This window comes from Streptomyces sp. NPDC004647, assembly GCF_040609575.1.
In the GTDB taxonomy this organism is placed as follows: Bacteria; Actinomycetota; Actinomycetes; order Streptomycetales; family Streptomycetaceae; genus Streptomyces.
In genome coordinates this window covers 47,411-68,946 of record NZ_JBEXKU010000014.1, presented here as the reverse complement: position 1 = coordinate 68,946, position 21,536 = coordinate 47,411, and the positions used below count along the sequence as shown (strand labels likewise).

The following is a 21,536-nucleotide window of genomic DNA, read 5'->3' as shown; positions in this document are numbered from 1 at the left end:
CTGTCCTGCAAGTGATGCATTGCGGCGCGAAGTTGGCCGAAAACCTTCGCCGCTCGATGGGTAGGTCTCCCCATCTCCCGGCGCGCGCTCCCCGGCGTGGTCGTCTTTGCCCCGCGCCCCGGCCCTGTACTGCCGAGTAGTATCCCTCAGAGCTTCTCAGGGCGCTGCGGTGTCCGTGAACCCGGCCCCCGGTGTTGGTGAGTTCCGTGGTTGCCGGCGGTGCAGACACGCCGGGTAATCGGCCCGTCACAAGGCGGGAGGGTCGGGCGGACGCACCGGGGCATTGCGCTACGCGCCCGGCTCCGGCATGCTCCCGTGGAACCGCACCGACGGCTGCCATGGTGGTCCGCTCCGCTCCGCGGGGCAGGCCCTGGGCAGGCGGGGAGTGTCGCCGTACCCTTGTGGGTAAGCGCTTGGGAAGATGATTCCCGGACACCCCGGGGCGTCCGGGGCTCGCCGCCCGGGTAGTGCAACATCAGTTCCGACCCGCTCCGCCAACCGTAGTTCCCTCCCAAGAGGACTTCCTTCGCCGAGACACCGATGGCCGGTCACGAATTCCCCGAACCCGCAGACCGCAAGCAGGTCGCAGATCCCACAGCGAACCTCGAAGCGGCGGAGCAGTCGCGCCACCCTTGCGATCCGGCATTTCTGCACGGAGTGGTCGTCGGCTTCGACGGCTCGACGTCCAGTGAGCGAGCCCTCGCCTACGCCATCGGTATGGCGCTGCGCTCGGGGTCCGGCCTGATCATCGTTCATGTGGCCAACCGGCTGCCGACGACCGTGTGGGCGGGCTGCGAGCCGCCGGTCTTCGTGGATGTGCCGGACCACCGCACCGAGGTACTCGGCCTCGAACTCGCCTGTGCGGACTACCTCTGTGAGGTCCCCTGGATCCTCGTCGAGCGGGGCGGGGACATCTGTCACGAGCTGGAGGAGGTCGGCCGGGAGTACTCGGCCGACGCCATCGTGGTCGGGTCCACGCATGGCTTGGTCGGTCGGCTCTTCGGCTCGGTTGCGGGGCGGCTCGCGCGGCGCGCGCAGCGCCCCGTCGTCGTGATTCCGTAGCCCCGTAGCCCCGTAGCCCCGTAGCCCCGTAGCCCCGTAGCCCCGTAGCCCCGTAGCCCCGTAGCCCCCCCGTAGCCCCGTAGCCCCTCTTGGCCCGTGGCCCGTAGGGCAACGCCTCCTCGGCGCGGGCCGGGTGGCCGGGCTGCACGGCTGAGCCTCCCCGGACGCCGGTCCGGGGAGGCTCAGCCGCTTCAGCCGTTCTCACGGCCGTGGTTGTCGTCGTGGGGGGCCTGCTCAGTGGAGATCACGTCACTGCGGGTTCCCCGGCCGGGTCACTCGACGGTGACCGACTTCGCGAGGTTCCGCGGCTTGTCGATGTCCCGGCCCAGCGCCAGCGCCGAGTGGTAGGCGAGGAGTTGCAGCGGGATGCCCATCAGGATCGGGTCCAGCTCCACCTCGTTGCGGGGCACCACGATCGTGTGATCGGCCTTCTCCTGCTCCTGGTGCGCCACGGCAAGGATCCGGCCGCTGCGGGCCTTGATCTCCTCCAGCGTCGCGCGGTTCTTCTCCAGCAGTTCGTCGTCCGGCACGATCGCGACGGTCGGCACGTCCGGCTCGATCAGCGCGAGCGGCCCGTGCTTCAACTCCGAGGCCGGGTACGCCTCGGCGTGCACATAGCTGACCTCCTTGAGCTTCAAGGAGGCCTCGCGGGCGACCGGGTAGCCCCGGACGCGGCCGACGAACATCATGCTCTTGGCGTTCGCGTACTCCGCGGCGAGCTTCGCGATCTGCTCCTCGTCGCCCAGGATCTCGGCGATCTGCTCGGGGAGCTTGCGCAGGCCGGCGATGATCCGCTTGCCGTCGGCGACGGAGAGATCGCGGATCCGGCCGAGGTGCAGGGCCAGCAGTGCGAAGGCGACGGCTGTGTTCGTGAAGCACTTGGTCGAGACGACGCAGACCTCCGGGCCCGCGTGGACGTACACGCCGCCGTCCGTCTCGCGCGCGATGGCGCTGCCGACGACGTTGACCACGCCCAGGACGCGCGCGCCCTTACGCTTCAACTCTTGAACGGCGGCCAGTGTGTCGTACGTCTCCCCGGACTGGCTGACCGCGATGTAGAGGGTGTCCGGATCCACCACCGCGTTGCGGTACCGGAACTCGCTCGCCGGCTCCGCGTCGGCGGGGATACGAGCCAGCTCCTCGATCATCTGGGCGCCGATCTGGCCCGCGTGGTAGGCCGAGCCGCAGCCGAGGATCTTCACCCGGCGCACCCCGCGCGCCTCACGGGCGTCGAGGTTCAGCCCGCCCAGGTGCACGGTGGAGAAGCGGTCGTCGATCCGGCCGCGCAGTACGCGGTCGACGGCGTCGGCCTGCTCGGAGATCTCCTTGTGCATGTACGTGTCGTGGCCGCCCATGTCGTAGGACTCGGCTTCCCACTCCACGGTGGTCGGCGAGGCGGAGGTGCGGCTGCCCTCGGTGGTGTACGTGCGGTAGTCGTCGGCCTTGAGGGTGGCCATCTCGCCGTCGTCCAGGGTGACGACCTGGCGGGTGTGGCTGACCAGGGCGGCCACATCGGAGGAGACGAACATCTCGTGCTCGCCGATGCCCAGCACCACGGGGGAGCCGTTGCGGGCCACGACGATCCGGTCCGGGAAGTCGGCGTGCAGCACCGCGATGCCGTACGTGCCGTCGACCAGGCGCAGTGCCTGGCGGACCTTCTCCTCCAGGGTCTCGGCCTGCGAGCGGCCGATGAGGTGGGCGAGGACCTCGGAGTCGGTCTCGGAGGCGAACTCCACACCGTCGGCGGTGAGCTTGGCGCGCAGCTCGCCGGCGTTGTCGATGATGCCGTTGTGGACGATCGCGACCTGGCCGTCGGCGTCCAGATGGGGGTGCGCGTTCTCGTCGTTCGGCGCGCCGTGGGTGGCCCATCGGGTGTGGGCGATGCCCGTGGTGCCGGTGAAGCGCTTGGGGAGCTTGGCCTCCAGCTCGCGGACCCGGCCCTTGGCCTTGACGGTCTTCAGCGCCCCGCTCTTGCCGCTGACAGCCAGGCCCGCGGAGTCGTAACCCCGGTACTCCAGGCGCTGGAGTCCTTCCAGCAGCAGCGGAGCCACATCGCGCTTGCCGATGTATCCAACGATCCCGCACATATGAAGGGGTCCCTCCCGTGTTGATCTGTTCCGGGGCTCATTCAGCCTCCGGGTCGTACAAGGTGTTCAGCTGCCCCGGCAGCTTCGGTCAGCCGTAGACGATGCGGCGCAGCTGCCGCAACGAGAGCTCGGGCGGCGCCACCGCGCGGCGGGGCAGCTCGTGCGTGATCCGCAGGAAGATGTCCGGGTTGCTCAGCCCCCCGGACTGCAGTTCGCGGTGGCGGCGGCGAACGAACTCCTCGGTCGTCTCGTCGAAGTACGCCAGCACGTCCAGCACCACACGGGCGGCCTCGCCGCGCTGAAGCGGCGTGCTGCGGACCAAGTGGTCGACAAGGTCGTCATGTGACGCGGGGCGATCGAGCATCCGTCGATACTGATGGGCGGCTCCTGCTTTTGCAAGATTTCTGCCCGATGTCGGGCAGAACCTCGCCCATTCGGGTCGGCAGGGCTGCGGAATGGCTCCTTCGACGGTAGCGAACCGCTCCGTGGTGAGGATTCCGACGCGATGTGGCTTCCCCGTTCCGCGCACACGGCAGTGGTCTACACCTTGACCCTCGGTGTGACGCGCGGTACCCATGGTGACCGTTCGGTCGCGCCATCCGCTGGGACGAAGCCCCGTCGAAGGGACCGCTCGTGAGACGACTGCCCAAGCTGCTGTGCTCCCTGCTCCTCGTCGTGGCGGCGGGGGCGACGGCCACCGGGGCCGTCGCGGCCGCGCCCACCCGGGAGGCCCCGCGCGTGACACCCCTCGACCAGGTCGTACCCGCCCCCGCCTCCGTACGGCCCGGCGGCGCTCCGTACACGATCAGCGAGAAGACCCGGATCCGGGTGCCCGGTCAGTCGCGGGAGGTACGGAAGGCGGGGGAGTACCTGGCAGACGTGCTGCGCCCGTCCACCGGCTACGACCTGCCGGTCACCACGCGCGGCGGGAGTGACAACATCGTGCTGAGGCTCGGCGCCGGGGGGCGCGGGCTGGGCGACGAGGGCTACCGCCTCGACTCCGGCCGCGGTGGCGTCACCATCAGCGCGCGTACGGCGGCGGGCCTGTTCCACGGCATCCAGACGCTGCGGCAGCTGCTGCCCGCGTCGGTCGAGAGGGGCGGCCCGCAGCGGGGGCCGTGGACGGTCGCGGGTGGCACGATCACGGACGCCCCGCGCTACGCCTACCGCGGCGCGATGCTCGATGTCTCGCGGCACTTCTTCACCGTCGAGCAGGTGAAGCGCTATATCGACCAGATGGCGCTCTACAAGATCAACAAGCTGCATCTGCACCTGTCCGACGACCAGGGGTGGCGGATCGCCATCGACTCCTGGCCGCGGCTGGCGGCCTACGGCGGCAGCACTCAGGTCGGCGGCGGCCCCGGCGGCCACTACACCAAGAGCGACTACCGCGACATCCTGCGCTTCGCGACCGACCGCCATGTCGAGATCGTTCCGGAGATCGACATGCCCGGCCACACCAACGCGGCCCTCGCCTCGTACGCCGAGCTGAACTGCAACGGCGTCGCCCCGCCGCTCTACACCGGTACGGACGTCGGCTTCAGCTCGCTGTGCGTGCCCAAGGAGATCACCTACGACTTCGTGGACGACGTGGTGCGCGAGCTGGCCGCGCTGACGCCCGGCCGGTATCTGCACATCGGTGGTGACGAGGCCCATTCCACCAGCCACCAGGACTATGCGGCCTTCATGGACCGGGCGCAGCGCACCGTCGCGAAGTACGGCAAGACGGTGGTCGGATGGCACCAGTTGGCGGGCGCCGACCCGATCGACGGCGCGGTCGCCCAGTACTGGGGCACGACCGGCACGGAGGAGGAGGTCGTGGACGCGGCCAAGGCCGGGACCCGGCTGGTGCTCTCGCCCGCGAACCGCGCCTACCTCGATATGAAGTACAACAAGGACACCCCGCTCGGGCTGGACTGGGCGGGCTATGTCGAGGTCCGGCAGTCCTACGACTGGGACCCGGGCAGCTACCTCGAGGGCGCGCCGCCGTCGGCGATTCTGGGGGTCGAGGCGCCGCTGTGGTCGGAGACGATCTCGACCAGTGACCACATCGAGTTCATGGCCTTTCCGCGGCTCCCGGGCATCGCGGAACTCGGCTGGTCCCCGGCGTCCACACACGACTGGGAGTCCTACCGGAACCGTCTCGCGGCGCAGGGACCGAGGTGGTCGGCGCTCGGCATCGACTACTACCGCTCGCCCGAGGTGCCGTGGCCTGCGCAGTGACCTGCCCGGTCCTGCGCCTGCTCACCGGGTGAGTGCCGGGTGAGTGTCGGGGGCGGCTTGGTAGGGCATTGCTCGTGCCGCGTCTCGTCCGGGCTGCGTCTCGTCCGTGCCGCCGCTTTCGCGCAGCGAGCGCACGGCCGTCTTCGCGACGCAGCGACCGTGGTGCCCCTGTTTCGCCGCCGCGTGCCGCCGCCCCGTACCGCGGCAGGCGGCGGTACGGGGCGGCGGCCGGGTCCGCCGCCGTGGAGGCGACCGTCAGCCCGCGAGCCCCAACTCACGGGCGATCAGCATGCGCTGGACCTCGCTGGTTCCCTCGCCGATCTCGAGGATCTTGGAGTCCCGCCACATCCGGGCCACCGGGTACTCGTTCATGAAGCCGTACCCGCCGTGGATCTGGGTGGCCTCCCGTGCGTTGGTCACCGCGATCTCGGAGGAGTAGAGCTTGGCGAGTGCCGCCTCTTTCTTGAACGGCTCGCCGTGCACCAGCCGGGAGGCCGCGTCGCGCCAGGCGATACGGGCCGTGTGGGCGCGCATCTCCATGTCGGCCAGCTTGAACTGGATCGCCTGGTTCGCCCCGATCGGCTTTCCGAAGGCCTGACGGGTCTTCGCGTACGCCACCGACTCGTCGACACACCCCTGGGCGAGGCCCGTGGCCAGAGCCGAGATCGCGATCCGGCCTTCGTCGAGGATGCGCAGGAACTGTGCGTATCCCCGGCCCTCCTCGCCGAGCAGGTTCGCGGCCGGCACACGGCAGTCGGCGAAGGACAGTTCGCGGGTGTCCGAGGCGTTCCAGCCGACCTTGGAGTACGGGGCGGCCACCGTGAAGCCGGGCGTGCCGGACGGCACGATGATCGAGGAGATCTCCGGACTGCCGTCCGCCTTACGGCTCGTGACCGCCGTGACCGTGACCAGACCGGTGATGTCCGTGCCGGAGTTGGTGATGAAGCACTTCGTGCCGTTGATCACCCACTCGTCGGTGGCCTCGTCGAGCCGGGCCGTGGTGCGGGTGCCGCCCGCGTCCGAGCCGCACTCGGGCTCGGTCAGCCCGAACGCGCCCAGGATCTCGCCGGAACACATCCGCGGCAGCCACTCCCGCCTCTGCTCCTCGGTACCGAACCGGAAGACCGGCATCGCACCCAGTGAGACGCCCGCCTCCAGGGTGATCGCCACGGAGGAGTCCACCCGTGCCAGCTCCTCCAGAGCCACTCCGAGCGCGAGATAGTCGCCGCCCATCCCGCCGTACTCCTCGGGGAAGGGCAGACCGAACAGGCCCATCCGGCCCATCTCGCGGACGATCTCGTAGGGGAACTCATGGTTCTCGTAGAACTCCCCGATCTTGGGCGCGACGATCTCGTGTGCGAACTCCTCGACCGTGCGGCGGAGTTCCTCGTGCTCGGGGGAGAGTCGGTGGTCGATCGACATGGCGCTCACTGCTCCTGGTGGGAGGTGGTGCCCGACAGGGCACGGACGGTACGGGACGGGCTGGGTCGGCCCAGGTGAGCGGCCATCCACACGCTGGTGGCGGTGAGACGGCCGAGATCGACCCCGGTCTCGATGCCGAGGCCGTGCAGCATCCATACGAGGTCTTCGGTGGCCAGGTTTCCCGTGGCGCTCTTGGCGTACGGGCAGCCGCCGAGGCCGCCCGCGGAGGAGTCGACGGTCGTGACGCCGTGCTGGAGCGCGGCCAGGGTGTTGGCGAGCGCCTGGCCGTAGGTGTCGTGGAAGTGCACGCCCAGGTGGTCGGTGTGGATACCGCTCTCGCCCAGCGCGGACAGCAGTTCGAAGACATGGCCCGGCGTGGCCACACCGATGGTGTCCCCGAGGCTCAGCTCGTCGCAGCCGATGTCCATCAGGCTGCGGCTCACCCGTACGACCTGGGCGATCGGTACCGCGCCCTCCCACGGGTCGCCGAAGCACATGGACAGATAGCCGCGCACGCGGACACCCGCGTCCCGGGCCTTGGCGACCACCGGCGCGAACATCGCGATCGACTCGTCCACGGAGCGGTTGAGGTTGGCCTTGGCGAACGACTCGGTCGCGCTGCCGAAGACGGCGATCTCGCGCACGCCGAGCGCGAGTGCGCGCTCCAGACCGCGCTCGTTGGGCACCAGGACGGGCAGCCGGGCGGCCATTCCTTCGAGCATCGGCATCAACCGCTCGGCGTCGGCGAGTTGGGGTACCCACTTGGGGTGCACGAAGCTCGTCGCCTCGATCGTGTCGAGCCCGGCCTCGGCCAGCCGCTTGATGAAGTCGGCCTTCACCTCGACCGGGACGACCATCGCCTCGTTCTGCAGGCCGTCGCGCGGACCCACTTCGTGGATACGGACCCGCGCCGGGAGATCGGGCGCGGGCACCCGCATGGGCAGTCCCTCGATCATCACTCGCCCTCCTCGTACGGGGTGACGACGGCCAGCACCTGGTCCATGGCGACGGTGCTGCCGGGGATCACATCGAGTTCGGTGACCGTCCCGGAGTGTGGGGCGGAGATGACGTGCTCCATCTTCATCGCCTCGACGACCAGCAGGCTCTGACCAGCGGTGACCTCGTCGCCGACAGCCGCCTTCACGACGGTGACGGTGCCGGGCATGGGAGCGGTCAGCGCGTCCACCCCGTACGGCCCGGCCGCACCGCGCAGCGCCGCTTCGACGGGATCGTGGTCCTGCAGATGCCAGGCGTCGCCGTCCCGCCCCAGCCAGCTGCCCTCACGGCCGGGCGGGGCGACGAAGGTGTGGGTGACGCCGTCCCACTCCAGCAGCACCCGGACGGCGTCCGTCGCCGGGGCGCTCGCGGCGCCTGCGGCGCTTGTGGCAGAGCCGCCCGGGACGGCTCGCGCCGATGCCGCGTCGGCGCGGACGAGCCGGGCCGGCACCGGGCCGGCGTCGCCGATCCGGACCTGGGCGGCCGCCGCGCTGCCGCGCACCCGTACGGCCACGGGCTCGTGGCCGGGCGCCCGCAGATGATGGACGGTCCAGGCGGCCTCGCCTCCGAGCCGCCAGCCGCTGGGCACGGAGAAGGGGTCGGTCCAGCCGGGTTCCGCCGGCGGGACGACCGGCGAGCCGTGCTCAAGTGCCGCGTGGCGCAGCAGCCCCGCGGCCGCGTACACCTCGTCCGGAATGCCCAGCTGCACCAGCGAGCCCGCGTCGCGGTCGACCAGGCCGGTGTCCAAGTCGCCGGAGACCACTGCCGGGTGGGCCAGCAGGCGGCGCAGAAAGCCCGTGTTGGTGTCCACACCGAGGACCACGGTCCCGGCGAGAGCCGTGCGCAGCCGCCGCAGCGCCGTCGCCCGGTCAGGCCCGTGGGCGATCACCTTGGCGAGCATCGGGTCGTACGACGTGCCGACCTCCGTGCCGGCGGAGAGTCCGGAGTCCACCCGCACGCCCTCGCCCGCCGGCTCGCACAGCACCCGCACGGTGCCCGCGGACGGCAGGAAGTCCACCCGACCGCCCGTCGCCCGGGCCTCGCCAACGCTGGTACCGGCCCGGCTCGAGCCGCCGGGGGCTTCCCCGGAATCCGCCGACGGGGCTGCCGACGGGGCTCCTCCCGGCGTCCTCGCCGTCTCCGGCGTGGCCCGCGCGGTCTCCGCGCAGATACGGGCCTCCACCGCGTGACCGGTGAGTTCGATGTCCTTCTGCTCGTACGTCAGCGGCTCGCCCGCGGCGATACGGACCTGCCACTCCACCAGGTCCAGGCCGGTGACGAGCTCGGTGACCGGGTGCTCGACCTGCAGCCGGGTGTTCATCTCCATGAAGTAGTAGTCGGTGGAGGCATCCCCGGCGGAAGCCGGGGAAGGGGAAGGGGCACTGCCCCGGACGATGAACTCCACCGTGCCCGCGCCCGTGTACCCGCACGAGCGCGCCGCCTGGACCGCCGCCGCGCCCATCGCCTCACGGGTCGCGGCGTCCAGCAGCGGGCTCGGCGCCTCCTCGATGAGCTTCTGGTGGCGGCGCTGCAGCGAGCACTCGCGCTCGCCGATGTGGATCACCCGGCCGTGCCCGTCGGCCAGGACCTGGATCTCGATGTGCCGCGGCCGGTCGATCCAGCGCTCCACGAGCAGCGTGTCGTCACCGAAGGACCCGCGGGCCTCGCGCCGGGCAGCCGCGATCTCATCGCCGAGCAGGGCCTCGTCGCGCACGAGCCGCATGCCCTTGCCGCCGCCGCCCGCCGACGGCTTCAGCAGCACCGGCATCCCGATCTCCCGTGCGGCCGCGGCGAGTTCGGCGTCGGTCAGCCCGCTGCCCGAGGAGCCGGGCACGACCGGCACGCCGGCCGCCTGCACCGTCTCCTTGGCGCGGATCTTGTCGCCCATCAGCTCGATCGCGGCAGCCGGAGGGCCGATGAAGACGAGCCCGGCGTCGGCGCACGCCTGCGCGAACGCCGCGTTCTCGGCGAGGAAGCCGTAACCGGGGTGCACCGCCTGGGCTCCGGTACGGGCCGCCGCCTCCAGCAGCCGCGCGGGCGAAAGATAGCTCTCCGCAGCGGACGCGGGGCCGATCCGGACCGCGGTGTCGGCCTCCCGCACATGCCTGGCGTCGGCGTCGGCGTCGCTGAACACGGCGACGGAGCGGACGCCCATGGCCCTGAGCGTGCGGATGACCCGGACCGCGATCTCGCCGCGGTTGGCCACCAGAACCGTCTCGAACATCGTCATGCTCCCCCTCACATCCGGAAGACGCCGTAGCCGGGTGCGGCAGGGTCTTTGCAGGGCAGCGGTGCGTTGGCACACGCGGTCAGCGCGAGACCCAGCACCGTGCGTGTCTCCATCGGATCGATGACCCCGTCGTCCCAGAGCCGCGCCGTGGCGTAGTACGCGTTCCCCTGGGACTCGTACTGCTCGCGGATCGGGGCCCGGAAGGTCTCCTCGTCCTCCGCGCTCCACTCCTCGCCGGCCGCTTCCAGCTGGTCCCGCTTGACGGTCGCCAGCACCGAGGCTGCCTGCTCGCCGCCCATCACCGAGATCTTGGCGTTCGGCCACATCCACAGGAACCGCGGCGAATAGGCCCGGCCGCACATCGAGTAGTTGCCCGCGCCGTACGACCCGCCGATGACGACCGTCAGCTTCGGTACGCGTGTGCAGGCCACCGCCGTCACCATCTTCGCGCCGTGCTTGGCGATGCCGCCCGCCTCGTAACTGCGCCCGACCATGAAGCCCGAGATGTTCTGCAGGAACAGCAGCGGGATGCCGCGCTGGTCGCAGAGCTCGATGAAGTGCGCGCCCTTCTGGGCCGATTCGGAGAACAGGATGCCGTTGTTGGCGACGATTCCGACCGGGTGGCCGTGGATACGGGCGAAGCCCGTCACCAGGGTCGTGCCGAACTCCGCCTTGAACTCGGCGAAGCGGGATCCGTCCACCAGCCGCGCGATCACCTCGCGCACGTCGTAAGGCGTCCGCGAGTCCACCGGCACCGCGCCGTACAGCCCCGCCGGGTCGGCCGCGGGCTCCTCGACCGGCTCGACCGGCCAGGGCAGCGGAGTCCGCTCCGGCAGCGTCGAGACGATCGTCCGGACGATCCGCAGCGCGTGCGCGTCGTCCTCCGCGAGATGGTCGGTGACCCCGGAGGTGCGCGAGTGGACTTCGCCGCCGCCCAGCTCCTCGGCGGTCACCACCTCGCCCGTCGCGGCCTTCACCAGCGGCGGGCCGCCCAGGAAGATCGTGCCCTGGCCGCGCACGATGACGGCCTCGTCGCTCATCGCCGGGACATAGGCCCCGCCCGCCGTGCAGGAGCCGAGCACCGCCGCGATCTGCGGAATGCCGGCGCCCGACATACGGGCCTGGTTGTAGAAGATCCGGCCGAAGTGGTCGCGGTCCGGGAACACCTCGTCCTGCATCGGCAGGAAGGCGCCGCCGGAGTCCACCAGATACAGGCAGGGCAGCCGGTTCTCCAGCGCCACCTCCTGGGCGCGGAGGTGCTTCTTCACCGTCATCGGGTAGTACGTACCGCCCTTGACCGTGGCGTCATTGGCGACGATCACCACCTCGCGCCCCGAGACCCGGCCGATGCCGGCGATCACGCCCGCCGCCGGGGCCTGCCCGCCGTACATCCCCTCCGCCGCCAGCGGCGCCAGCTCGAGGAAGGGCGAGCCCGGGTCGAGCAGCGCGTCCACCCGCTCCCGGGGCAGCAGCTTGCCGCGGGCGGTGTGCCGCGCCCGGGCCTTCTCGCCGCCGCCCAGCCGCGCCGCGGCGAGCCGCTCGCGCAGGCCCGCCGAGAGCTCGCGGTGGGCCGCCTCGTTGACCCGCCAGGCGTCGGACGCCGGGTCGTCGGCGGCGGTCAGCACGGGTGCCTGCTGCATCTCCTCGAGCTCCCTTGCTCGGTTAATGAGCGTTAACGTGTTGCCTTCAGGTTAACGACCGCTAACGGCTCTGTCTAGAATGAATTTCCGTGCTCCGGCCCCGCTGGTTCCGCCTGCCGGGAGTCCGGGGATCAGCCCCCGGGAGAATGCAGTCATGAGTACCCACGCTGCCGCCAGGACCCAGGCGCCCACCCGTCGCGAGCAGATCCTCAGGGAGGCCGCCCGCCTCTTCGCCGAGCGCGGCTTCCACGGCGTCGGCGTCGACGAGATAGGCGCCGCCGTCGGTATCAGCGGGCCCGGCCTCTACCGTCACTTCGCGGGCAAGGACGCGATGCTCGCCGAGCTGCTGGTCGGCATCAGCGGCCGGCTGCTGGCGGGCGGCAAGCGATGCGTCACCGGGGCCGCGGGTCCGCCCGCGGCCGTACTCGACTCGCTCATCGAGGGCCATATCGACTTCGCTCTCGACGACCGCTCACTGATCACCCTGCACGACCGCGAGCTGGACCGCCTCCGGGACAGCGACCGGAAGCTGGTGCGCCAGCTCCAGCGGCAGTACGTGGAGCTGTGGGTCGAGGTCGTACGCGAGGTCTACCCCGGGCTGGCCGAGAGCGAGGTCCGGGCGTGCGTGCACGCCGTCTTCGGCCTGCTGAACTCGACCCCGCACCTGGGCCGACCAGGCGCGCTTCCGGGCCGGGCGGCGACCGCGGCCCTGCTCCACCGCCTCGCTCGCGGCGCCTTCGCCGCGGCGTCCGGCTCGGCCGACGGCGGCGCTCCGGACCCCCTATCGCCGAAGGTCTGACCCGGCTCACCGCCAGGTCGGCCGAGTGGTGCCGTGAGATCCGTCACTGGACAGGTCAGCTGACCGCCGGGTAACTTTTGCTGAGCAAGCGCTTAGACAGTGAGAGAGACGGCTGCTCGGCCGGTCAGCAGAGGGAGGCGCACGGATGCGGCGCACGGTGTTCAACGAGGACCACGAGGCGTTCCGGGAGACCGTCCGCGCCTTCATCGAGGCCGAGGTCGTGCCGGTGTACGACGAGTGGTTCGCCGCGGGCCAGGCGCCGCGCGACTTCTACTACAAGCTCGGCGAGCTGGGCATATTCGGCATCAACGTCGCCGAGGAGTTCGGCGGCGCGGGCCTGGACACGCACAAGTTCGAGGCCGTGCTCTACGAGGAGACCTCGCGCGCGGGTGTGAACTTCGGCGGCTCAGGCGTTCACGTGCTGCTCGCCCTGCCGTACATCAAGACGCTCTCCACCGACGAGCAGAAGAAGCGCTATCTGCCGAAGTTCGTCACCGGCGAGGAGATGTGGGCGCTGGCGATGACCGAGCCGGGCACCGGCTCCGACCTCGCGGGCATGAAGACCACCGCCAAGCTCTCCGAGGACGGCACGCACTACGTCCTCAACGGCTCCAAGACCTTCATCACCGGCGGCGTCCACGCCGACCGCGTGATCGTGTGCGCCCGCACGTCGGCCCCGCGCGAGGACGACCGCCGCTTCGGCATCTCCCTGTTCGCGGTGGACACCAAGTCGGAGGGCTACTCCATCGGCCGCAAGCTGGACAAGCTCGGCCTGCGCACCTCCGACACCGCCGAGCTGGCCTTCGTCGACGTCAAGGTCCCCGTCGAGGACCTGCTCGGCGAGGAGAACAAGGGCTTCTACTACCTCGGGCAGAACCTGCCCTCCGAGCGCTGGGGCATCGCGTTCGGTGCGTACGCGCAGGCCAAGGCCGCCGTCCGGTTCGCCCAGGAGTACGTGCAGGAGCGCACGGTCTTCGGCAAGTCGGTCGCGTCCTTCCAGAACACCAAGTTCGAGCTGGCCGCCTGCCAGTCCGAGGTGGACGCTGCCGAAGCCGTCGCCGACCGCGCCCTGGAGGCCCTGGACGCGGGCGAGCTGACCGCCGCCGAGGCCGCCTCCGCGAAGCTGTTTTGCACCGAGGTCGCCCACCGCGTCATCGACCGGTGCCTCCAGCTGCACGGCGGCTACGGCTACATGAACGAGTACCCGATCGCGCGTCTGTACGCGGACAACCGCGTCAATCGCATCTACGGCGGCACCAGCGAGGTCATGCGCTCGATCATCGCCAAGTCGATGGGCCTCTGAGGGGCCAGTGAGGACCGGTACCTCCGCCAGATGAGTGCACCACTGCAGAGCCTCCTCGATTTGCTCGACGTCGAGCGGATCGAGGAGGACATCTTCCGCGGCGACAGCCGCCCCGCCGTCGTACCCCGCGTCTTCGGCGGGCAGGTCGCGGCCCAGGCCCTGGTCGCCGCGGGGCGCACCGTCCCGGAGGACCGTACGGCGCACTCGCTGCACGCGTACTTCCTGCGGATCGGCGACCCCGGGGCACCGATCGTGTACACGGTCGACCGGATTCGCGACGGCCGCTCCTTCACCACCCGCCGCGTGGTCGCGGTCCAGCACGGCCAGCCGATCTTCCACCTCTCCGCGTCGTTCCAGACGTACGAGGAGGGTCTGGAACACCAGGCTCCGATGCCGTCCGCACCCGACCCCGAGTCGCTGCCGACGGCCGCCGAGATGCTGCCCCGGCACGCCCATCTCTTCCGGGACCCGGGGGTGGGGGAGCGGCTGCTGGAGGCGCGCGCGGCGGTCGATCTGCGGTACGTCGAGGAGCCGCCGTACGCCACCGCGGCGCAGGGGCCGCGTGAGCCGAAGTCGCAGGTCTGGTTCCGGACCAACGGCAAGCTGGCCGACGATCCGCTGCTGCACGTCTGCCTCGCCACGTACGTCTCCGACATGACGCTGCTCGACTCGGTGCTCCTCGCCCACGGCCGGGGCGGCTGGGCGGTCGGGGACGTCGTCGGCGCCAGTCTGGACCACGCCATGTGGTTCCACCGCCCCTTCCGGGCCGACGAATGGCTGCTCTACGACCAGCACAGCCCGTCGGCGTCCGGTGGCCGCGGACTCGGTCAGGCCCGGATCTACACCGCCGACGGGAAGCTGGCGATCTCCGTCATCCAGGAGGGCGTGATCCGGGTTCCGCGCACCGAGGGCGCACGCGGGCCCGGCGGAGCGCAGGAGCAGTAGATCCGGCCCCAGCGAGGGACCCTACGCTCCCCGCTCCTGCCCGATGGGCGAGTCAGCGGCAGCAGGCAGAGGTAGCAGCGGCGGCAGCGGCAGCGGCGGCAGTGGACCGGTCGGTTCCTGGGATGGGCTCGTCGCCGTTCCGGCCACCAGCCGCGTACGGCTGCGTTGCGCCGCCGCCGCGGATCCGGCCGACGAAGCCGGCCCGGCACCCACAGGCCGCGGCCCGTCCCGGTGCGCCGCCGGGACCCGACGCCCGCACCCGGGGCTCTCGCGCAGGGGTCAGGGCTGCGCCGTGAGCCCCGCCGCGTCGATCACGTATGCGGTCATCGGGTCGTAGTAGCGCGGGTCCACCACGTGGTCGTCCAGCGGGACCGTGACGGCCAGCGTGCCCTCTGCCTCGCCGATGAACAGCGCCGGGTCGTTGCAGTCCGCGAAGCCCACCGCGTCGATCCCGCGCTGCCCCGCGCACCCGGCCCAGCCGTGGTCGGCCACGACCAGATCCGGCAGCGGCCGCCCCTCCCGCGCCAGCCCGTCCAGAATCGCGGCCATCGGCTCGGGGGAGTGGGTGTGCCACAGCGTCGCGCCGCGCTCGAGCATCGCCACATCGCAGAACTGGAAGACATAGCCCCCGTCGGCCTGCAGCCCGGACGGGATCACCATGATCTCGCAGCCCGCGGCGCGCAGTGCGGCCGCGACCCCGTGGTGGACATCCAGCAGTCCGCCCGGGTGGCCGGTCGCGAACAGCACCCGCTGCCCGCCCTCGGCCGCCTTGCGCAGTACGGTCGCCATCCGGTCCAGGGCGTCCACGGTCAGCTCCGGGTCGATCGTGTCCTGACCCGTCCGGTGCTCGGGGTCGTCGACCACACCGCAGCGCTCCGCCATGACCGCCAGCACGTCCTGCTCGTCGGTCCACCGGTCGCCCAGCTCCAGGCCCAGCCAGTAGTGACGGTCACCGTTCGCGAGTTTGCGGTAGTGGGAGAGGTTGTTGTCCCGGGGGGTGGCGACGTCGCCCGCGATGCGCGTACGGACGAAGTGGTCGATCAGTTCGGCACGGCTGGGTATCGGTGGCATGCGTTCATTGTGGCGTGAACCGGAGCGCGATGGACGCGGTGTCCAAATAGCGGGGCCCGTCCGTCGGGAACGTACATGTGCGGAATCCGCGGCCCTGCCTACCCTCGGATCCGTACACCCTTACCCCGCACCGCCGAGAGGCAGCAGCCGCATGAGCACCGAGTCCCGCACACCAGTGGGCCCCATCGACTCGTCCCGTATCCCGCGCTACGCCGGCCCCGCCACCTTCGCGCGGCTGCCCCGGCTCGACGAGGTCGGGAACGCCGACGTAGCCGTGGTGGGCGTGCCGTTCGACAGCGGTGTCTCCTACCGGCCCGGCGCCCGTTTCGGCGGCAACGCGATCCGCGAGGCCTCCCGCCTCCTGCGCCCGTACAACCCGGCGCAGGACGCCTCCCCCTTCGCGCTCGCACAGGTCGCCGACGCCGGTGACATCGCCGCGAACCCGTTCAACATCAACGAGGCCGTCGAGACGGTCCAGGCCGCGGCCGACGACCTGCTCGACACCGGCGCCCGGCTGATGACCCTCGGTGGCGACCACACCATCGCCCTGCCACTGCTCCGCTCGATGGCCCGCAAGCACGGCCCGGTCGCGCTGCTGCACTTCGATGCGCACCTGGACACCTGGGACACCTACTTCGGTGCCGAGTACACCCACGGCACCCCGTTCCGGCGGGCCGTCGAGGAGGGGATTCTCGACACCTCCGCGCTCTCCCACGTCGGCACCCGCGGCCCGCTGTACGGCAAGAAGGACCTCGACGACGACGAGAAGATGGGTTTCGGCATCGTCACCTCCGCCGACGTGATGCGGCGCGGTGTCGACGAGGTGGCCGACCAGCTCCGCCAGCGCATCGGCGACCGGCCCCTCTACATCTCCATCGACATCGACGTCCTGGACCCGGCCCACGCGCCCGGCACCGGAACCCCCGAGGCGGGCGGCATCACTTCCCGCGAGCTGCTGGAGATCCTGCGCGGTCTCGCCTCCTGCAACCTGGTCTCCGCCGACCTGGTCGAGGTCGCCCCCGCGTACGACCACGCGGAGATCACCTCCGTCGCCGCCTCCCACACGGCGTACGAACTGACAACGATCATGTCCCGGCAGATCGCGGAGTCCCGGGCCGGCGCCTGACCGCCACGCGAGCCGAGCAGAGCCGCAGAGCCGAGCAGAGCCGCAGAGCCGGCCGGACCGGGGCCGGGCGGGCCTGGGCGGGGCCCGGGCGGGGGCTCCTGGACCCCGCCTAGGTCCCCGGACGGACGCCGTGCGCGACATATTGCGTATGCGCTGCTGAAACAAAACAAGGGACGCCCGGCGTTCTTGATCGTGGCGCTGCGGACTTCCGTAGCGCCATGAGGGCAGGGACGACGGAGGCAGCCGGTGGGCACCAGTGACGAGAGCGATCGGCGGGCGGGCGGCTGGGCGCGCCGGCTGAGCCGGTACGCCTGGCGCTACCGCCGCCATGTCCTGCTCGCCCTCGGCTCCTCGCTCGCGGGTATGGGCGTCATGGCCCTCATCCCCCTCGTCACCAAGCTGATCATCGATGACGTCGTCGTCGCCCACACCCGCGACCTCGCCCCCTGGGCGGCGCTGCTGGTGGTCGCCGCGATCGGCGTCTACCTCCTCACTTACGTCCGCCGCTTCTACGGTGGCCGGCTCGCCCTCGACGTCCAGCACGACCTGCGGACCGAGATGTTCCGTTCGCTGTCCGGGCTGGACGGCAAGCGGCAGGACGAGCTCAGCACCGGCCAGGTCGTCGGCCGCGCCACCAGCGACCTCCAACTGATCCAGGGCCTGCTCTTCATGCTGCCGATGATGATCGGCAACGTCCTGCTCTTCCTGATCTCGCTGATCGTGATGGCCTGGCTGTCGCCGCTGCTCACCGTCGTGGCCCTGGCCGTGGCCCCCGCCCTGTGGATCATCGCCTTGCGCAGCCGTAAGCGGCTCTTCCCGGCCACCTGGTACGCCCAGGGGCAGGCCGCCGCCGTGGCGGGCGTGGTCGACGGGGCCGTCACCGGGGTCCGCGTCGTCAAGGGCTTCGGCCAGGAGGAGCAGGAGGGCGGCAAGCTCCGGGAGGTCAGCAGAAAGCTCTTCGCGGGGCGGCTGCGGACCGTTCGCCTCAACTCCCGCTACACCCCCGCCCTGCAGGCCGTGCCCGCTCTCGGCCAGGTCGCGATGCTCGCGCTCGGCGGCTGGATGGCCACCCGCGGCCAGATCACCCTCGGCACCTTCGTCGCCTTCTCCACCTACCTCGCCCAGCTCGTCGGCCCGGTCCGGATGCTCACCATGGTCCTCACCGTCGGGCAGCAGGCGCGGGCGGGCGTCGAGCGGGTGCTGGAACTCATCGACACCGAGCCCGCGATCAAGGAGCGGGCGGACGCGCACGAGCTGCCGGCCGATGCCGCCGCGACCGTCGAGTTCGACTCCGTGACCTTCGGGTACGACCCGGAGCGCCCGGTCCTGTCCGACTTCTCGCTGCGCGTCGAGGCGGGCGAGACCGTCGCCGTCGTCGGCACCTCCGGCAGCGGCAAGTCCACCGTCTCGCTGCTGCTGCCGCGCTTCTACGACGTCACGGGCGGCGCGGTACGGGTCGGCGGGCACGACGTACGCGACCTGACGTTCGACTCGCTGCGCGCCGCCATCGGGCTCGTACCGGAGGACAGCTTCCTCTTCTCCGACACCGTCCGCGCCAACATCGCCTACGGACACCCGGAGGCGACGGACGAGCAGATCCGTCTCGCCGCGCGGGCCGCCCAGGCCGACGGCTTCATCTCGCAACTGCCCGACGGATACGACACCACTGTCGGGGAGCAGGGGCTCACCCTCTCCGGCGGCCAGCGCCAGCGCGTCGCCCTCGCCCGGGCCATCCTCACCGACCCCCGGCTGCTGCTCCTGGACGACGCGACCTCGGCTGTCGACGCCCGCGTGGAGCACGAGATCCACGAGGCGCTGCGGGGCGTGATGGCAGGGCGTACGACCGTGCTGATCGCCCACCGGCGCTCCACTCTCTCCCTCGCCGACCGCATCGTGGTCCTCGACGGCGGGCGGCTGGTGGATGTGGGCACGCACGAGGAACTGGAGCAGCGCTCCGCTCTGTTCCGGCGGCTGCTCACCGACCCGGACGAGCTGGCGGACGTGGAACACGACCCGGTCGGCCGCCTCGTCGACGCGGCCGCGGAGTCCCCTGCCGGAGACGCCGGAGCCGCCGGGGCTGCCGCGGGCGATGTGAGCGCCGGGGGCTTCGGGGGCGAGGCGTCGGCCACCGGGCTCGTCACGCCGGAGATCGACGGGGCGAAGCCGCGCCCCGACGGGCCGGGCGGCAGCCGGCCGGGCGACGCGGCCGGCGGTCGCTACGGGACATCGGATCTCGCCCGGAGATTCCCCCGTGTGACCGGGATGCCGGTCCGCGGTTCCGACGAGCGCGACCTCGATGTCGACATCGAGTACGAGGCCGAGATCGACTGCGAGCCGGTCAACGCGCGGCGGCGCGTCGTCGACGGCGTGACACCGGAGCTCTGGGGCCGTGGCGACGGCTCCCGTACGGATCTGCGCAAGGGGCCCGGAGCGGGCGGCGCCGCGGCCCCGGACAAAGATGCCGGTACCGCAGCACCGGCCGAAGATGCCGGCACACCGGCCTCGAAGCCGACCGCTGATGCTCCCGCCGGAACCCGCCCCGGCGGAGCCGCGGTCGCCCCCGCCGCACCCCCCGCCGCACCCCCCGGGCCTCCCGCGGCAGGTTTCGCCGGCGCGCTCGCCGGGATGCCTGCCACCCCCGAGCTGCTGGCGCAGGTCGCCGCCCTGCCACCCGCCACCGACGTCCCCGACGTCGACGAGGACCGGGCCGCCCACCCCGAAACGGCGTACGGGCTACGGCAGTTGCTGCGCGGATTCCGCACCCCGCTGCTGCTCAGCCTGCTGCTCGTGTCCCTCGACGCACTCGCCGGACTGCTGCTGCCCGTCCTCATCCGGAACGGAATCGACGACGGGGTCCAGCGGCTCGCCCTCGGCGCCGTCTGGACCGCGTCCGGACTCGCGCTCCTGGTCGTCCTCTCCCAGTGGGCGGCACAGATCGGCGAGACACGTATGACCGGCCGCACCGGCGAGCGCGTTCTCTACAGCCTGCGCATCAAGATCTTCGCGCAGCTCCAGCGGCTGGGACTCGACTACTACGAGCGCGAGCTGACCGGCCGGATCATGACCCGGATGACGACGGACATCGACGCGCTGTCCACCTTCCTCCAGACCGGTCTGGTCACCGCCCTCGTCTCCGTCCTCACCTTCTTCGGCATCCTCGTCGCACTCCTGGTCATCGACGTCGAGATGGCTCTGGTCGTCTTCGCGACACTGCCGGTGCTGGTGATCGGGACGGTCTTCTTCCGCAGGAAGAGCGTCAAGGCGTACGAGCTCGCGCGCGAGCGCATCAGCGCGGTCAACGCCGACCTCCAGGAGAGCGTCGCGGGGCTGCGCATCGTGCAGGCCTTCCGCCGCGAGGGCAGCGGTGCCCGGCGGTTCGCCGAGCGCAGCGACAGCTACCGGCAGGCCCGGGTGCGCGGCCAGTTCCTGATCTCCGTGTACTTCCCCTTCGTCCAGCTGCTGTCCTCCGTGGCCGCCGCCCTCGTCCTGATCGTGGGCGCGGGCCGGGTCGGCGAAGGCAGCCTGACGGCGGGCGCGCTGGTCGCGTACCTCCTCTACATCGACCTGTTCTTCGCACCCGTGCAGCAGTTGTCCCAGGTGTTCGACGGCTACCAGCAGGCGACGGTATCGCTGGGCCGTATCCAGGAGCTGCTGCGCGAGCCCACGACGACGGCGGCGGCGGACCGGCCGCGCAAGGTCCAGTGGTTGCGCGGCGAGGTCACGTTCGAGGATGTGCACTTCCACTACGGGAGCGCAGAGGAGACGGAGGCCCTGTCCGGGATCGGGCTGAGCATCCCGGCCGGCCAGACGGTCGCCTTCGTCGGCGAGACGGGCGCGGGCAAGTCGACCCTCGTCAAGCTCGTCGCCCGCTTCTACGACCCGTCCTCCGGCGCCGTACGCGTCGACGGGACCGACATCCGCGAGCTCGATCTCACCGGCTACCGGCACCGGCTCGGTGTCGTACCCCAGGAGCCGTACCTTTTCCCGGGCACCGTGCGCGATGCCATCGCCTACGGCCGCCCGGACGCGACCGAGGCCGAGGTGGAGGCGGCGGCCCGGGCGGTCGGGGCGCACGAGATGGTCGCCTCCCTCGACGGCGGCTACCTCCACGAGGTCTCCGAGCGGGGCCGCAACCTCTCAGCCGGACAGCGGCAGTTGATCGCACTGGCCCGCGCGGAGCTGGTCGACCCCGACATCCTGCTCCTCGACGAGGCCACGGCCGCACTCGACCTGGCGACCGAGGGCCTGGTCAATCGGGCCACGGACCGGCTGGCGGGCAAGCGTACGACGCTGGTCGTCGCGCACCGTCTGACCACCGCGGCACGTGCGGACCGGGTGGTGGTCATGGACCACGGCCGGGTCGTCGAGGACGGCACCCACGCCGAACTCCTCGCCGCGGACGGCCATTACGCCCGCCTGTGGCGCACTTTCGTCGGCGAGCCGGAGGCCACGGCGGTCTGAGTGCCGGGCGTCATCTGCCACGCGGAACGCAACGCTCAGCATGCGGCACGCGACGCGCAGCACGGACCAGGAACCACCGTCCGCCCCCCGGGAACCAATACCACCTTCAGCCGCGTGTAGCTTGTCGATCGCCCGTATGTCCGAACTCCGGGCGCATGACCCATAGGAGGC

At 71.3% G+C, this 21,536-nt stretch carries 14 protein-coding genes; 7 read left to right on the top strand and 7 right to left on the bottom strand.

What is annotated here, in order from left to right; genetic code table 11:
* Positions 1-540 precede the first annotated feature (540 nt).
* Complete coding sequence (locus ABZW18_RS08815; protein ID WP_356184114.1) at positions 541-1,062, top strand: universal stress protein; 522 nt, start codon at positions 541-543, stop codon at positions 1,060-1,062.
* A 272-nt stretch (positions 1,063-1,334) separates the two neighbouring features.
* On the opposite strand, the gene glmS is transcribed toward ABZW18_RS08815, so the two are convergent.
* Together glmS and ABZW18_RS08805 are read right to left on the bottom strand one after the other, a co-directional pair.
* Entirely contained in the window at positions 1,335-3,149 is a 1,815-nt protein-coding gene (glmS, locus tag ABZW18_RS08810; protein ID WP_356184112.1) for a glutamine--fructose-6-phosphate transaminase (isomerizing), read from the bottom strand.
* Between the two features lie 88 nt (positions 3,150-3,237).
* The gene (locus ABZW18_RS08805) at positions 3,238-3,513 is read right to left on the bottom strand and encodes a hypothetical protein (protein ID WP_356184109.1); all 276 of its coding nucleotides are present in this window, start codon (positions 3,511-3,513) and stop codon (positions 3,238-3,240) included.
* 269 nt (positions 3,514-3,782) lie between these two features.
* On the opposite strand from ABZW18_RS08805, the gene ABZW18_RS08800 reads away from it, so the two are divergent.
* Positions 3,783-5,372 (top strand): beta-N-acetylhexosaminidase, encoded by a 1,590-nt coding sequence (locus ABZW18_RS08800; RefSeq protein WP_356184107.1) that lies wholly within the window; start codon positions 3,783-3,785, stop codon positions 5,370-5,372.
* Positions 5,373-5,627: 255 nt separating this feature from the next.
* Here the strand turns inward: ABZW18_RS08800 and ABZW18_RS08795 are convergent, their stop codons facing one another.
* Genes ABZW18_RS08795 through ABZW18_RS08780 form a run of 4 tightly spaced genes read right to left on the bottom strand, consistent with a single transcriptional unit; the run spans position 5,628 to position 11,660 of the window.
* The gene (locus ABZW18_RS08795; RefSeq protein ID WP_356184104.1) at positions 5,628-6,794 is read right to left on the bottom strand and encodes an acyl-CoA dehydrogenase family protein; all 1,167 of its coding nucleotides are present in this window, start codon (positions 6,792-6,794) and stop codon (positions 5,628-5,630) included.
* A 5-nt stretch (positions 6,795-6,799) separates the two neighbouring features.
* Positions 6,800-7,750 (bottom strand): hydroxymethylglutaryl-CoA lyase, encoded by a 951-nt coding sequence (locus tag ABZW18_RS08790; RefSeq protein WP_356184102.1) that lies wholly within the window; start codon positions 7,748-7,750, stop codon positions 6,800-6,802.
* Entirely contained in the window at positions 7,750-10,014 is a 2,265-nt protein-coding gene (locus ABZW18_RS08785) for a biotin carboxylase N-terminal domain-containing protein (protein WP_356184099.1), read from the bottom strand. The genes ABZW18_RS08790 and ABZW18_RS08785 overlap by 1 nt, the downstream gene beginning before the upstream one ends.
* A gap of 14 nt (positions 10,015-10,028) precedes the next feature.
* Positions 10,029-11,660, bottom strand: coding sequence for a carboxyl transferase domain-containing protein (locus ABZW18_RS08780; RefSeq protein WP_356184097.1), 1,632 nt, complete (start codon positions 11,658-11,660; stop codon positions 10,029-10,031).
* 154 nt (positions 11,661-11,814) lie between these two features.
* Here ABZW18_RS08780 and ABZW18_RS08775 point away from each other — a divergent pair, with 154 nt between their 5' ends.
* From ABZW18_RS08775 to ABZW18_RS08765, 3 genes are all read left to right on the top strand, one after another.
* Positions 11,815-12,459 carry a TetR/AcrR family transcriptional regulator gene (locus tag ABZW18_RS08775; protein WP_356184094.1) on the top strand — a complete coding sequence of 215 codons (645 nt, stop codon included), beginning with the start codon at positions 11,815-11,817 and terminating at the stop codon, positions 12,457-12,459.
* A gap of 145 nt (positions 12,460-12,604) precedes the next feature.
* Positions 12,605-13,762, top strand: coding sequence for an acyl-CoA dehydrogenase family protein (locus ABZW18_RS08770; protein ID WP_356184091.1), 1,158 nt, complete (start codon positions 12,605-12,607; stop codon positions 13,760-13,762).
* 30 nt (positions 13,763-13,792) lie between these two features.
* Positions 13,793-14,707, top strand: coding sequence for an acyl-CoA thioesterase II (locus tag ABZW18_RS08765; protein ID WP_356184089.1), 915 nt, complete (start codon positions 13,793-13,795; stop codon positions 14,705-14,707).
* A 279-nt stretch (positions 14,708-14,986) separates the two neighbouring features.
* Here ABZW18_RS08765 and ABZW18_RS08760 read toward each other — a convergent pair whose 3' ends face one another.
* Positions 14,987-15,778: a phosphatase gene (locus ABZW18_RS08760; protein ID WP_356184087.1), complete on the bottom strand. Its 792-nt coding sequence runs from the start codon at positions 15,776-15,778 to the stop codon at positions 14,987-14,989.
* Positions 15,779-15,929: 151 nt separating this feature from the next.
* Between ABZW18_RS08760 and speB the strand changes: the two genes are divergently transcribed.
* Together speB and ABZW18_RS08750 are read left to right on the top strand one after the other, a co-directional pair.
* Entirely contained in the window at positions 15,930-16,904 is a 975-nt protein-coding gene (gene speB, locus ABZW18_RS08755) for an agmatinase (protein WP_356184085.1), read from the top strand.
* Between the two features lie 246 nt (positions 16,905-17,150).
* Positions 17,151-21,365, top strand: a complete 4,215-nt coding sequence (locus ABZW18_RS08750) for an ABC transporter ATP-binding protein (protein ID WP_356184082.1) — start codon at positions 17,151-17,153, stop codon at positions 21,363-21,365.
* The last annotated feature ends 171 nt before the right edge of the window (positions 21,366-21,536 follow it).

Excerpts from the sequence above, each read along its gene's own strand:
- ABZW18_RS08815 (WP_356184114.1), top strand. The coding sequence starts at position 541 with ATGGCCGGTCACGAATTCCCCGAACCCGCAGACCGCAAGCAGGTCGCA.
- glmS (WP_356184112.1), bottom strand. The coding sequence starts at position 3,149 with ATGTGCGGGATCGTTGGATACATCGGCAAGCGCGATGTGGCTCCGCTG.
- ABZW18_RS08805 (WP_356184109.1), bottom strand. The coding sequence starts at position 3,513 with ATGCTCGATCGCCCCGCGTCACATGACGACCTTGTCGACCACTTGGTC.
- ABZW18_RS08795 (WP_356184104.1), bottom strand. The coding sequence starts at position 6,794 with ATGTCGATCGACCACCGACTCTCCCCCGAGCACGAGGAACTCCGCCGC.
- ABZW18_RS08790 (WP_356184102.1), bottom strand. The coding sequence starts at position 7,750 with ATGATCGAGGGACTGCCCATGCGGGTGCCCGCGCCCGATCTCCCGGCG.
- ABZW18_RS08785 (WP_356184099.1), bottom strand. The coding sequence starts at position 10,014 with ATGTTCGAGACGGTTCTGGTGGCCAACCGCGGCGAGATCGCGGTCCGG.
- ABZW18_RS08780 (WP_356184097.1), bottom strand. The coding sequence starts at position 11,660 with ATGCAGCAGGCACCCGTGCTGACCGCCGCCGACGACCCGGCGTCCGAC.
- ABZW18_RS08775 (WP_356184094.1), top strand. The coding sequence starts at position 11,815 with ATGAGTACCCACGCTGCCGCCAGGACCCAGGCGCCCACCCGTCGCGAG.
- ABZW18_RS08770 (WP_356184091.1), top strand. The coding sequence starts at position 12,605 with ATGCGGCGCACGGTGTTCAACGAGGACCACGAGGCGTTCCGGGAGACC.
- ABZW18_RS08765 (WP_356184089.1), top strand. The coding sequence starts at position 13,793 with ATGAGTGCACCACTGCAGAGCCTCCTCGATTTGCTCGACGTCGAGCGG.
- ABZW18_RS08760 (WP_356184087.1), bottom strand. The coding sequence starts at position 15,778 with ATGCCACCGATACCCAGCCGTGCCGAACTGATCGACCACTTCGTCCGT.
- speB (WP_356184085.1), top strand. The coding sequence starts at position 15,930 with ATGAGCACCGAGTCCCGCACACCAGTGGGCCCCATCGACTCGTCCCGT.